Source organism: Micromonospora sp. WMMD812 (assembly GCF_027497215.1).
Classification (GTDB): Bacteria; Actinomycetota; Actinomycetes; order Mycobacteriales; family Micromonosporaceae; genus Micromonospora.
Map to the genome: position 1 here is coordinate 4,777,939 of NZ_CP114904.1, position 12,769 is coordinate 4,790,707.

The following is a 12,769-nucleotide window of genomic DNA, read 5'->3' on the forward strand; positions in this document are numbered from 1 at the left end:
CCGGTCCGGCCGGTCCGTTTCGCGGACTTTCGCCGGTCGCCGGGAGGGCGCCGACCGGGTCGCTCACTTCCGGCTGGACAGCATCTCGGGATGGTTGAAGACGAACTCCGCCAGCTTGTCCTGCTTGACCGCCTGGAACATCGCCAGCGTCTCGGCGCTCAGCACCTCCTTGCCGGCGCCGTTGCCGTGGAAGGTGCCGTTGTTCGTCTTCAGCATGGTGAGCTCGTTGCCGGTGACACCGCGCATGGTGAAGACGAAGTCCGCGATCGGCACGCCACCGGTGTCCAGGACGAACGCCTTCCCGGCCGCCTTAATCAGCTGTTGCAGCTTGCCCAGGTTGGTCAGCGTGCCGTTGTCGGTGGCCTTCTTCGCCATCGCCTTGATCAGCTGTTGCTGGTTCTGCTGCCGGTCGTAGTCGCCGTTCTTGAGGGTCTTGCGCTGCCGCGAGTAGTCGAGGGCCGCCCAGCCCTCCATCTCCTGGCAGCCCTTCTTGTGCACCACCGGGGTCCTCGGCTTGCCGGTCTTCTTGGCGTCCGCGTTCCACATCGGCTTGCCGTCGACGTACGACATGTGCAGCGACTCGACCTCCTGGCTCACACAGATCCGCACCGTGCCCAGGGTGTCGATGACGTTCTTGAAGCCGCCGAAGTTGATGATCGCGGCGCCGTCGAAGCTGACACCGGTCAGGCGCTTGATGGTCTGCGCCATCAGTTGGGCGCCGCCCTCCCAGCCGCCGCCGTTGCGGGCGCCGATCTGGAAGGCCGCGTTGATCTTGTCGGTGCCACCCGCCCAACCGCTCTTCTTGAACGGCGGGATCTGCGCCTCGGTGTCGCGCGGGATGGAGATCAGGTAGGCCTGGTCGTGCGTCGCCGGGATGTGCAGGACGATGATGCTGTCCGAGCGGACGTCGTCGGCGGCCCACCGCTCCCGCGCGTCCACGCCGAGCAGCAGCATGTCGATCGGGCCGTCCAGGTTCGCGCCGCCCTCGGCGTCGGACTTGCCGGCCTCACCGAGCAGGTTCCGCTGGGCGATGTCGCCGGTCGCATGGTTGATCAGCGCCTTGCTGCCGACGATGGCGACCCCGCTGGTCATCATCAGCACCGCGCCGACGACCACCGTGAGCCGGGCCCAGAGCGGGTCCCTGCGCCGCGGCCGCCTGGCCGGGGCGGCGCCGGCGCGGCCTTCGCCGCTGCGGGTCTGCGGGGGGACGGTCGCGGAAGCGCCGACCGGGCGGCTGGCTGTCGGGGACGGCGGGCGACGGCTGGTCTGAACCGGCATGCGTGCTCCAGCTCACGTGATCAGGGGGCGGGACCACTGTACGGACACTTGCCGGTCCTGGCGAGTTCGCCTGGCGGCAATGTGCCGTTGGCCCGGCGGTCACCCAGCCAGGTTGCCCGATCGGCCAGTTCATGGCGACCGGTCGGCCGGCGTCGCTCCGGAACCGAGAGCGCCTCCCTCACCCGCCCGTGCGTGACGCCCCCGGTGGGCGGTCAGCCGCCGTCCGTGCCCTTCGGCTGGTTGGCCTTGACCCAGTCGGCCATCGTGTCGCCCGACATCGCCCGGTACATGGCCAGCGCCTTCTCCCGGTCGGAGACCACGACGGATTCGCCGTCGCGCATCGCGCTGCCCGTGTTCGGGCTGGTGACGAACGTCAGGTTCTCTCCGCGCAGGCTGCGGAACTGCAACGCCATGTCCATCAACGAGAAGCCCTCGTCCACGGTGACCGCGTCGGTCACCGACTGGAGGAACGCGTTCAGCTTCCGCGGGCTGCTCAGGGTGCCGCTGCTTGCCGCCTTGTCCATCAGCGCGCGGAGGAACTCCTGCTGGTGGCGCATCCGGGCGAAGTCTCCGTCCGGGAACTGCTTGCGCTGCCGGATCCAGTCCAGCGCCTCCGCGCCGTCCATGTGGTTGACGCCCTTGGTGAACGTCCGGTACGGCTTGTGGATCGAGGTGATGGTCCGCTCGACGTTCAGGTCGACCCCGTCCAGGGCGTCGGTGACCTGCTTGAATCCGGCGAAGTCGATGGCCATGACGTGGTCCAGCCGGACGTCGGTGAAGCACTCGACGGTGCGTACGGCCAGCGGCAGGCCGCCGAACGCGAAGGCCGCGTTGATCTTCGCGCGCCGGCCGGAGTCGCAGTCGGCGCCGGCGCTCTCCGGGATCGGCACGTACAGGTCACGCGGGATGGAGACCAGGTAGGCCTCCTTGTGGTCGGCCGGGATGTGCATCACGATGATCGTGTCCGCGCGCCACTTGCCGGCCTGGTCGACCGGGGCGTCCGGGTCCCGCGAGTCGCTGCCGACCAGCAGGATGTTCAGCGCGCCCTCGACCGGCTTGGCCGGCCGGCCACCGGTGATCTCGGTGAACGGATCGGTGCGGGCCAGGTCGTTGTCCAGGTTGCGCACGTACAACCAGGCGCCGATCCCGCCGAGCAGCGCGAGGACCAGCACGGCCACCCCGGCGACCAGACCGATCCGGCCCCATCTCGGCTGCGGGCCACGCCGGCCGGGTCGGCTGCCGCCCGGGCCGCCGGGGCCGCCCGGCCCGCCGGGCCCGGACGGGCCGCCGGGCCCGCCGCCCTGCGGCTCCTCGTCGAACGACGGGTACCAGCGGTTCTCGGACGGCCGGGCGCGTCCGGTGGCACCGCCGGCGGGGCCGGGCACCGACGCGCGCCCGGCGCTCCGGTGCAGGTACGGGAGCGGGACGCCGGCAGACGAGGTCGCGGACATATAACTCAGGGTACGTAGCGCGGGCCAGTGTCGCCCTCGGGCGACGCGCGGCGCTCGCACATGTGCCGCCGGGCGCTACCCCAGCCGGCCGCGGAAGTACTCGATCGTGCGTCGCAGGCCGACTTCCGGCGTGACCGTCGGCTCGTAGCCGAGCAGCTCACGGGCGAGGGTCAGGTCGGGCCGGCGCATCTCCGGGTCGTCCGCGCTGCGAGTGATGTAGGTCACCTCGGAGTTGCTTCCGCAGAGCGACACGATGGTTTCCGCCAGTTGCCGCATGGTCATCTCGTGCTCGGTGCCGCAGTTGATCGGCCCGGTCTCGGTCGAGTCGAGCAGCAGCAGGATGCCGCGGACCAGGTCCTCCACGTAGCAGATCGACCGGGTCTGGTTGCCGGTGCCGTGCACGGTGATCGGCTCGCCGTGCAGCGCCTGGGAGATGAAGGTGGGGATGGCCCGGCCGTCGTCCGGCCGCATCCGCGGACCGTACGTGTTGAAGATCCGCACGATCGCGGCGTCCAGCCCCCGGCTGCGGTGGTAGGCCATGGTGGCCGCCTCGGAGAAGCGCTTGGCCTCGTCGTAGACGCTGCGGATGCCGATCGGGTTGACGTTGCCCCAGTACGTCTCCCGCTGGGGGTGCTCCTTCGGATCCCCGTACGCCTCGGAGGTGGAGGCCATCAGGAACCGGGCACCGTCGGCGAGCGCGCGGTCCAGCAGGTGCAGGGTGGCCACCGAGCCGACCCGGAGGATCTCCACCGGCAGCTTCTCGAAGTCGGTCGGGCTGGCCGGGGAGGCCATGTGCAGGATCGCGTCGAACCGCTCGGCCAGGGCCGGGTGGTGGGTGGGCAGCCCGTCGGAGATGTCCGCCTCGACGAGGGTGAAGGTCGGCGTCTCGATCAGGTGCGCGACGTTCTCCTTCGACCCGGTCACGAAGTTGTCCAGCGCGACCACCGTGCAGCCCCGCGCGATCAGGGCGTCCACCAGGTGCGACGGGACGAAACCGGCACCGCCGGTGACGAGGATGCGGTGACCGGGTCCGAAGCGCGCAGCAACCTTCATGCCGGTCAGCCTACTCAGCGTCGCTGGGAGCGCGGTGACGCCCGCACAGCCGCGCGGTGGCCGGACACCACCACCGCGTCGCCTGCCCGACGAGGAGCGGGGCCCCCTCCCGGTGCGGGAGGGGGCCCCGGAGGGCCGGCCGGCGGGGGTGCCGGGCCGGCGCCTCTCAGTGGGCGCCGGCGCCCGTGAGGGAGCGCACCTCCAGCTCCGCGTACTTGTCCTCGTCGTGCTCCTTCGAGATGAGGGTGCCGATCCACCCGCAGAGGAAGCCGAACGGGATGGAGAGGAGACCCGGGTTGGACAGCGGGAACCAGTGCCAGTCGTGGTCGGGGAACATCGCGGTCGGCGCCCCGGAGACCACCGGCGAGAAGAACACCAACACCACCGCGGCGAGCAGGCCGCCGTAGATGGCCCACACCGCGCCGGAGGTGTTGAACCGCCGCCAGAACAGGCTGTAGAGGATCGCCGGCAGGTTGCCCGACGCGGCGACCGCGAACGCGAGCGCCACCAGGAACGCCACGTTCAGGCTCTGCGCGAAGATCGACAGCGCGATCGAGACCGCGCCGATCACCAGGGCGGAGATCCGGGCGACCCGGACCTCCTGGCGCTCCGACGCCTGCCCGTTCTTGATCACGTTGGCGTAGAAGTCGTGCGCCAGGCTCGACGACGACGCCAGGGTGAGGCCGGCGACGACGGCCAGGATGGTGGCGAAGGCGACCGCGGCGATGACCGCGAGCAGGGTCGCCCCGCCGAGATCGCCGCCGAGGAAGTCCACACCGAGCGCCTCGGCCAGTTGTGGTGCCGCCGTGTTGCCGGCCCGGTCCTGTGCGGTGATCGCCTCGCCGCCCACCAGCGCCGCCGCACCGAAGCCGAGCGCCAGCGTGAGCAGGTAGAAGGTGCCGATGATGCCGATCGCCCAGAGCACGCTCTTGCGGGCCGCCTTGGCGGTGGGAACGGTGTAGAAGCGGATCAGGATGTGCGGCAGGCCGGCGGTGCCGAGCACCAGGGCGATGCCGAGCGACAGCAGGTCCATCTTGTTGTAGAAGGTCTGCGTCGAGTTGCCGGCGACCTCCACCCCGTAGCGCAGCCCTGGTTCGAGGAACGCGGCCCCCTTTCCGGAGGACGACGCGGCGTCGCCGAGCAGCGAGGAGAGGTTGAACTTGTACTTGGCCAGCACCAGCAACGTCATGATCAGCGCGCCGCCCATCAGCAGGAACGCCTTGACGATCTGCACGTAGGTGGTGCCCTTCATGCCGCCCACCGTGACGTAGATGATCATCAGGGCGCCGACCATGATGATCGTGGCGATCTTGGCGGCGTCCGCGTCCATGCCGAGGAACGTGGTGCCCGGCCGGATGCCGAGCAGCAGCGCCACCAGGGCGCCGGCGCCCACCATCTGGGCGAGCAGGTAGAAGATCGACACGGTGATCGTGGAGACCGCGGCGGCGGTACGCACCGGGCGCTGACGCATCCGGAAGGCCAGCACGTCAGCCATGGTGTACCGGCCGGAGTTGCGCAGCAGTTCCGCGACGAGCAGCAGCGCGACCAGCCAGGCGACCAGGAAGCCGATGGAGTAGAGGAAGCCGTCGTAGCCGTAGAGGGCGATGATGCCGGCGATGCCGAGGAACGAGGCGGCCGACATGTAGTCGCCACCGATCGCCATGCCGTTCTGGAAGCCGGAGAAGGACCGGCCGCCGGCGTAGAAGTCGGTGGCCGTCTTGGTCTGCCGGCTCGCCCAGATGGTGATGGCCAGCGTGATCGCGACGAAGACCAGGAAGAGGGTGATCGTCAGGTTGCGGGCGGTCGTGCTGCCCGCCTCAGCCGCGAGGACCGTGTTCACCGTCCACCTCCCCGATCTCGGCGCGGATCCGGTCGGCGACCGGGTCGATCTTCCGGTCCGCGAACCGCGAGTAGAGCCACGCGATGAGGAATGTGGAGACGAACTGGAGCAGCCCGAAGATCAGCGCGATGTTGATGTTGCTGCCGAAGAGCTTCGTGCCCATGAAGTCCCGCGCGTACGCGGAGAGGATCACGTAGAGCGCGTACCACAGGAAGAATGCGACGGTCATCGGGAAGACGAAGCCGCGCAGCGCGCGCCGCAACCCGGCGAACTCGTCCGACCGTTGTACGGCGAGGTACCGGTCCGGCGCGGGCGCGGCGGGCGCGGGAGTGTCCGTGGACATCTGTGGATCACCACCTTCACAGGCGTCGGGGATTTTTCGCGCACGGTAGAAAGCGCGCTCCCCGCCGGGGAAGGGCGTGATCGGCGCCGGTCGGCGGTTGCGCCGAACGGCGGGCTGGCTGCGCCCAGTGACCCAGGTCACTCCGTTGACCGGTCGGGCAGGGCGACACCCGCCCTAGGTCAACTCGCGGTAGCGGCCCCGGTAGTGCAGCAGCGGAGCCGCCTCCTCGACCAGTTCGACGACCTCGACGGTCGCCTCGACCAGCAGCGCCCAGCCGTACTCCCGGGCGGTGTCGAGCCGGCACCCGGCCCAGCCTCCGGCGTCGGTGGGCACCGGCCCGTACGGCGTGTCGGACCAGGCCCCGACGGCGAACAGGCCGCCGGGCGACGGGAAGAGCCCGGCGAACCGGTCGGCGAGTTGCCGGTGCGCCGGGCCCAGCGGCGACACGGCGAACCGCCCGGCGGCCTGCGCCGCCGCCCACAGGTCCGACTCCGCGTCGATCAGGCCGAGCAGCCGGTCCGGCTCGCCCTCCGCGACCACGGTCGACGACACCGTGAGCCCGGCCGGCCCGGGCGCCGTCCAGAGCGTGACCGGCGCGGCCAGCCGGCCGCGCAGCCGGCGTACGGGGGACCGTTGGCCGGCCGGCACGGCGAACGGGTCGGTGTGGTGGATCTCGGCGCCCGGCTCATGATTCACGTGAAACATTCTGCCCGTGATCGCCGGTCAGCGGCGCGGCGTCACGGTCGCGAGCAGCTCCGGCTGCCGCCGGTCCAGCACGTCCCCGGCCAGGTAGCTGCCGAGCAGCCCCGCGCCCAGGCCGTACCCGAGGCCGACCGGCAGGGCCAGCCAGAGCCAGACGTCGCCGAGCAGCGCGGCGCCCAGCACCATCGGCAGCCCGGCGGCGGCCGAGCCGACCATCGCGAGCAGGCTGAGGAAACTCTTCGCCACCCCGGCGCCGGTGTTCAGCGCGAAGGGGTTGCTCGTCTCCGGCAGCGCGTACGCGCCGAGCACCGAGATGAAGGCCGTCACCGCGAGCCCCGCCCCGTACGCGGCGACCAGGCTGCCGGCCGTCAGGCCGATCCAGCCCGGCTCCCCCAGCACCAGCGGGATCACCACGGCCACCACCGCCAGCATCGGCAGCACGTACGTCGAGAAGGCGGTGAACCGGGCCCGCAGCTCAAGCCGCCCGGGCACCCCGGCCACCACGTGCGCGGCGTACGCGCTGCCGTCGAAGCCGAACTGGTTGGCCAGGGTGATCGAGGCGAGCACGCCGACGAAGAGCATCGAGACGCTGACCAGCACCGGTGACGCCTCGCCACCGCCGGTGGCCAGCCCCTGCCCGCTGTCCACGCTGAAACCGGCGCCACCCAGGTTGACGATCACGGGTACGAAGATGCCGACCACCCCGATGGTGATCAGGTTGGCGCGCCGCCGGGCGTCGCGCCACCAGTAGCGGCACTCCCGGGCGACCAGCGCGCCGAACCGGTCCCGCCGGACCCAGCCCGCCGCACGGGGGAAGAGCTGGGCGACCGCGCCGCCACTGACGGCCCGCGTCGCCGGCGCCGGGCCGGCGCTCGCCGCCCCGACCATCGCCGACTCCAACGAGCGCGACCACCAGAGCAGCAGCGCGCCGAGGGCGGCGGCGGTGATCAGCAGTTTGACGGGTGCGGCCCACACCCGGCCCTGCGCCACGTCGATGCCGACGGTCCACGGCGCGCCGAACGGGGTCCACCCGACCACCTCGGCCACGCCCGTCAGCCGTTCCCAGTCGGCCTCGCGAACCGCGGCGAGCCCGAAGATCTGCAGCGGCCCGAGCAGCGCGGCGGCGACGGCCAGCAGCACGGCGGCCAGGTCACGGACCCGCCGGGACCGGAGCATCGTCGCGAACGCGCTCGTCACCGCCCGGGCCGCGGCCACGCAGAGCAGCAGGCCGGCGAGCACGCCGACGGCGCCGACCAGGCCGGCCGACCAGCCGCCGAGCAGCCACGCGCTGAGCACGAGCCCGGCGAGGGCGATCAGCACGGCGACGACCGGCACGCTGACCAGCGCGGCCGCGAACAGGCCGGCGACCAGGGTGCGGCGCGGCAGCGGCAGCAGGGCGAACCGGGCCGGGTCGAGCGTCTCGTCCACCCCGAAGAAGACCAGGGGGAGCAGCAGCCAGCCGAGCACCAGCAGGCCGCCGCCGAAGGCGGCCACCATGAGCGCGTACCGGCCGCCGTCGGCCAGGCCCGGGGCGGCGAACACGAAGAACCCGCTGGCCGCGAACCACAGCCCGACCAGCGAGCCGATCACGAACAGCGCGATCCGCCAGCCCTGGCCGCGGAAGTTGTTGCCCATCACCCGCAGCTTGAGCCGGACGAAGTGCCGGGCGGAGACGGGCCGCACCGGCCCGGGCGCTGCGCTCAGTTGGACAGCCACGCCAGCTCCTCGCCGGTCGCCACGCGCCCGCCGACCACCTCGACGAAGACGTCCTCCAGCGAGCGGTCGCCGCGCACCTGGCCGATGGTGCCGACGCGCTTGATGGTGCCCTCGGCCAGGATCGCCACGTGCGAGCAGAGCCGCTCGACCACCTCCATGACGTGGCTGGAGAAGACGACCGTCCCGCCGCCGCCGACGTACCGCTGGAGGATGTCCCGGATCAGCGCCGCCGATACCGGGTCGACCGCCTCGAACGGCTCGTCGAGCACCAGCAGGCGGGGCCCGTGCAGCAGCGCGCAGGCCAGGCCGATCTTCTTCTTCATGCCGGCCGAGTAGTCGACCACCAGGGTGCGGCCGGCGTCGGACAGCGCCAGCACGTCGAGCAACTCGGCCGCCCGCTGGTCGACCACCGCCGGGTCCATCCCGCGCAGCAGGCCGTGGTACGCGAGCAGCTCCGCCCCGCTGAGCCGGTCGAAGAGGCGTACGCCGTCGGGCATGACGCCGAGCAGCTGCTTCGCGCGGACCGGGTCGGCCCAGACGTCGTGCCCGAGCACCCAGGCCTGGCCGTGGTCCGGCCGGAGGAGCCCGACCGCCATCGACAGGGTGGTGGTCTTGCCGGCGCCGTTCGGGCCGAGCAGGCCGTAGAAGGAGCCGGCCGGGACGTCCAGGTCGACGCCGGCCACCGCGACCTTGCTGTCGAACCGCTTCGCCAGGCCGCGCAGCGCCAGCGCCGGGTGCTCACCAGTCATGCGTCCGACCGTATCCGTCCCGCACCAGAACTGCGGCCGCCGCAGGGATGACCTCCGGTCATCCCTGCGATTGACCCGGGTCAGCTGCAACCGGTTCGCCCGCTGGCGGGTGACGAAGGCAGGGACGCGAGAGGGAGGGACATTGGGAAACGACGACGGGTTCGAGGAGTTCTATCGAACCACCAGACATCGGGTCGTCACGGTGCTCTACGCACTCGGCGGCGACCTGGCCGAGGCGCAGGACGCCGCGCAGGAAGCGTACGTGCGGGCCTGGCAGCGGTGGGAGCGGATCAGCGCCTACGGCGATGCGGAGGCGTGGGTGCGGACGGTCGGTCACCGGTTGCTGATCAACCGGTGGCGCAAGATCCGGAACGGGCTCGTCGCCTACCGCCGGCACGGCACGGACCCCGCCGTGCCGCCACCTTCGGAGAACACCGTCGCCCTGGTGGCGGCGCTTCGCCGGTTGCCCGCCGAACAACGCGAGGCCATCGTGCTGCACCACCTGGCCGATCTGTCGGTCGCCGAGATCGCGGCCCAGACCAGCGCCCCGACCGGAACCGTCAAGGCCCGCCTCGCCCGCGGCCGGAAATCCCTGGCCACCATGCTCGACACCGTCCTCCCGGAGGAGGTCACCCATGCCTGACCAGCTCTTCACCGATCTCTACCGGCACACGGAGAACCTGACCTGGGCGCCCACCGACCAGGTGCGCCGGCGCGGCCGGCAACGCACCCGGCGTGCCCGGGTGGCCGCCGGCCTCGCCGGCGTCGTCGCGGTGGCCGTGATCGCCACCGGTGCCGTGGCACTGGCCGGTGGCCCGGACGCGGCCCCGCCCTTTCCGCCCGCCACCGACTCGCCGACGCCCACTCCGTCCACCGGGCCGAGCCGCGCCGCCGATCCGACGCCGAGCAACAGCGGCAGCCCCACCGGTCGGACGCCGTCGAATCCGGCGACGGCCGACGGCGGACCGGCCACGTCGAACGTGGACATCCCCCCTGCGGCGATGCTGCAACTGGCCGACCTGCCGTCGGGCTTCACCGCGGCGGACGAGGCTCCGGACGGCGACTGGACCCTCGCGTCGACCACCGTTTACTGCCGCAACCAGTCGCCGTCGCTGGCCGTGCGCCAGGTCGCCGACCGGGACCGGGTCTTCGACTCGCCCACCGACTCGGTGATCCAGCGCGTCACCCGGCACTCCGGCGATGGCGCCGCGAGTTCCATGGACCGGGTACGCGACCTGGTCGGTGACTGTGTTCCCTACCGGCCCGGCGACTCGCTGTCGATTCTGGCGGACGGCCTCGGTGGGGACGAGTCCCTGCTCGTCGGCTCGCTCATCGAGGGGGAGCCGAGCCGGTGGCTCTTCGTCCGGCGGGGTGATCTCGTGGCGCAGCTCCGGATGGACGAGGCCACCACACCGGCGGAGGCCCGCGGGTATGCCCGGAAGGTGGCCGACCGGCTCTGCGCCGGCACCGACGCCTGCTGACTCGCGGCGCCCGGCGGCCCTGTGCGGCCCTTATGGCCGGAGCGCCTCGGGGGCGTGCAGGCGGAGCATCGTGGCCCCCACATCGGCCGGGGCGCGGCGACGGGAGGCGATCGACACCACCACCATGACGGTGAAGGCGAGGGGGACCGTCCAGGCGGCCGGCTGCGCGATGAGCGTGGCCGGCCAGCCGTCCAGTGCCGGCCCGAGCACGGTTACCAGCACCGCGGCGATCGCGGCGCCGCCGCCGACCAGGATGCCGGCGGCCGCGCCGAGGTCGGTCAGCCCGCGCCACCAGATGCCGAGCACCAGCAGCGGGCAGAAGCTGGACGCGGCGACCGCGAACGCCAGCCCGACCACCTGCGAGACGTCCAGCCCCGAGACGTTCAGCGCGAGCACCGCGGGCACCGTCCCGGCGATCACCGTGGCCAGCCGGAAGCCGCGCACCGAGCCGCGGCCGAGCACATCCGTCGAGATCACCCCGGCGACGCTGGTGAGCAGGCCGGAGGAGGTGGAGAGGAAGGCCGCGAACGCGCCGGCCGCGACGAGCGCGGCGAGCAGCCGACCGGTCAGCCCGTCGCCGAGAGCGGCGCCGGGAAGCAGCACCACCACCGCGTCGGTCTGCCCGGTGACCAGCAGTTGCGGCGTGTAGATCCTGCCGAGCACCCCGTACAGCGTTGGCAACAGGTAGAACGCGCCGACCAGCGCCAGCACGACCAGGGTCGTGCGCCGGGCCGCCGCGCCGTCCGGATTGGTGTAGAAGCGCACCAGCACGTGCGGCAGCCCCATCGTGCCGAGGAAGGTCGCCAGGATCAGCGAGTACGTGGCGAAGAGGCCCCGGTCGTCGTCCCCGGCCGCGCTGGGCAGCAGCCAGTCGGCGGCCCCGGTGGCCACCCCGGACACCTCGGGCACCGGGTCGCCGGCGGCGAAGGAGAGCTCGTCGCCGGGGCGTACCTCCCGGGTCGCGCCGTCGGGGAGGGTGAGGGTGGCGCGGTGCTCGACCACGACGGTGGTGGCGGTCCGGAAGGTCGGCCCGTCGGGCGGGGTCACCGCCGGGCGGGCGTCGGCCTGCCACTGGAGGGCCAGGAAGATCGCGGGTACGGCGAGCGCGGTCAGCTTCAGCCAGTACTGGAACGCCTGGACGAAGGTGATCGCCCGCATCCCGCCCAGCGCCACGTTGGCGGTGACCACCACGGCCACCAGCACGGCGCCCACCGGGTACGCGGAGCCGGCCACCGTGGCCAGCGTGAGCCCGGCGCCCTGGAGCTGCGGCACCAGGTAGAGCCAGCCGATGAAGATGACGAAGGCCGTGGCGAGGATGCGCAGCCGGCGGGAGCCGAGCCGCAGCTCGCAGAAGTCCGGCAGGGTGAACGCGCCGGAGCGGCGCAGCGGGGCGGCCACGAAGAGCAGCAGGGCCAGGTAGCCGGCGGCGAACCCGACCGGATACCAGAGCACGTCCACGCCGTACTTCAGGATCAGGCCGGCGACCCCGAGGAAGGACGCCGCCGACAGGTACTCCCCGCCGATGGCTGCGGCGTTCCAGGTCGGGCTGATCGCCCGGGAGGCGACCAGGAAGTCGGAGGTGGTCCGGGCGAACCGCAGCCCGTAGAAGCCGATGCCGACGGTGATCAGGGTGACCGCGACGATCGCCGGGACGACGAGCCCGTTGCCCATCTCAGCGCTCCGGCCGCTGGACCAGGTCGGTGAAGTCCTGCTCGTTGCGTTCGGCCAACCGCACGTAGGCCCAGCCCACCCCGATCAGGAACGGGAAGCTGGCCACCCCGAGCAACAGCCAGGGCAGGTTCACCCCGAAAACGGTGACCCGGCCGACCGAGGGCGCGATGGCGAAGAGCCAGGGCAGCCCGCCGAGCCCGATCGCCACCACCAGGGAGAGCCGCAACGCCAGGGCGAGCTGCGCCCGCACCAACCCCCGGACGAGGGCTTCGCCGACCTGGGTCTGCTGGGTCAGCTCGGCGCGGGTGCGCATCACCCGGTCGTCCCGCCGGGCCACCTCGGCCAGCACGATCCGCGTCCGCGCGGGCGGTTCCGGCGCCCGGGGCGCCGGTACGGGATCGTCGGCAGGAGTCACCTGGGCAGTCTCACCCGATCGGCCCGATTGTCAAGGGAGCCGGTCGACGCCTGTGGACAACCTGTGGAGA

General features: G+C 72.2%; 11 protein-coding genes and 1 pseudogene. 2 read left to right on the forward strand and 10 right to left on the reverse strand.

Going from position 1 to position 12,769, the window contains the following annotated elements; translation table 11 throughout:
* Nucleotides 1-63: 63 nt before the first annotated feature.
* From O7603_RS22040 to O7603_RS22075, 8 genes and pseudogenes are all read right to left on the reverse strand, one after another.
* Nucleotides 64-1,278: an LCP family protein gene (locus tag O7603_RS22040; RefSeq protein ID WP_281571695.1), complete on the reverse strand. Its 1,215-nt coding sequence runs from the start codon at nt 1,276-1,278 to the stop codon at nt 64-66.
* 212 nt (nt 1,279-1,490) lie between these two features.
* The gene (locus tag O7603_RS22045) at nt 1,491-2,729 is read right to left on the reverse strand and encodes an LCP family protein (protein WP_281571696.1); all 1,239 of its coding nucleotides are present in this window, start codon (nt 2,727-2,729) and stop codon (nt 1,491-1,493) included.
* Nucleotides 2,730-2,804: 75 nt separating this feature from the next.
* On the reverse strand, nt 2,805-3,782 hold the full coding sequence (locus O7603_RS22050; protein WP_281571697.1) for an NAD-dependent epimerase/dehydratase family protein: 978 nt from the start codon (nt 3,780-3,782) through the stop codon (nt 2,805-2,807).
* Between the two features lie 166 nt (nt 3,783-3,948).
* The gene (locus O7603_RS22055) at nt 3,949-5,622 is read right to left on the reverse strand and encodes a cation acetate symporter (protein WP_281571698.1); all 1,674 of its coding nucleotides are present in this window, start codon (nt 5,620-5,622) and stop codon (nt 3,949-3,951) included.
* The gene (locus O7603_RS22060) at nt 5,600-5,965 is read right to left on the reverse strand and encodes a DUF485 domain-containing protein (RefSeq protein WP_281571699.1); all 366 of its coding nucleotides are present in this window, start codon (nt 5,963-5,965) and stop codon (nt 5,600-5,602) included. Before O7603_RS22060 ends, O7603_RS22055 begins: the two co-directional genes overlap by 23 nt.
* 174 nt (nt 5,966-6,139) lie before the next feature.
* A pseudogene (locus O7603_RS22065) lies at nt 6,140-6,676 on the reverse strand (flavin reductase family protein); the annotation flags it as partial.
* Nucleotides 6,677-6,688: 12 nt separating this feature from the next.
* A complete protein-coding gene (locus tag O7603_RS22070) occupies nt 6,689-8,383 on the reverse strand; it encodes an ABC transporter permease (protein WP_281571700.1) in 1,695 nt (564 codons plus the stop codon).
* The gene (locus tag O7603_RS22075; protein ID WP_281571701.1) at nt 8,368-9,132 is read right to left on the reverse strand and encodes an ABC transporter ATP-binding protein; all 765 of its coding nucleotides are present in this window, start codon (nt 9,130-9,132) and stop codon (nt 8,368-8,370) included. The genes O7603_RS22070 and O7603_RS22075 overlap by 16 nt, the downstream gene beginning before the upstream one ends.
* A 142-nt stretch (nt 9,133-9,274) precedes the next feature.
* Between O7603_RS22075 and O7603_RS22080 the strand changes: the two genes are divergently transcribed.
* Both O7603_RS22080 and O7603_RS22085 read left to right on the forward strand, forming a co-directional pair.
* The gene (locus O7603_RS22080; protein WP_281571702.1) at nt 9,275-9,775 is read left to right on the forward strand and encodes a SigE family RNA polymerase sigma factor; all 501 of its coding nucleotides are present in this window, start codon (nt 9,275-9,277) and stop codon (nt 9,773-9,775) included.
* Entirely contained in the window at nt 9,768-10,613 is an 846-nt protein-coding gene (locus O7603_RS22085; RefSeq protein WP_281571703.1) for a hypothetical protein, read from the forward strand. Before O7603_RS22080 ends, O7603_RS22085 begins: the two co-directional genes overlap by 8 nt.
* A 30-nt stretch (nt 10,614-10,643) precedes the next feature.
* Here O7603_RS22085 and O7603_RS22090 read toward each other — a convergent pair whose 3' ends face one another.
* Both O7603_RS22090 and O7603_RS22095 read right to left on the reverse strand, forming a co-directional pair.
* Complete coding sequence (locus O7603_RS22090; protein ID WP_281571704.1) at nt 10,644-12,284, reverse strand: cation acetate symporter; 1,641 nt, start codon at nt 12,282-12,284, stop codon at nt 10,644-10,646.
* Between the two features lies 1 nt (nt 12,285).
* On the reverse strand, nt 12,286-12,699 hold the full coding sequence (locus tag O7603_RS22095) for a hypothetical protein (RefSeq protein ID WP_281571705.1): 414 nt from the start codon (nt 12,697-12,699) through the stop codon (nt 12,286-12,288).
* Nucleotides 12,700-12,769 lie beyond the last annotated feature (70 nt).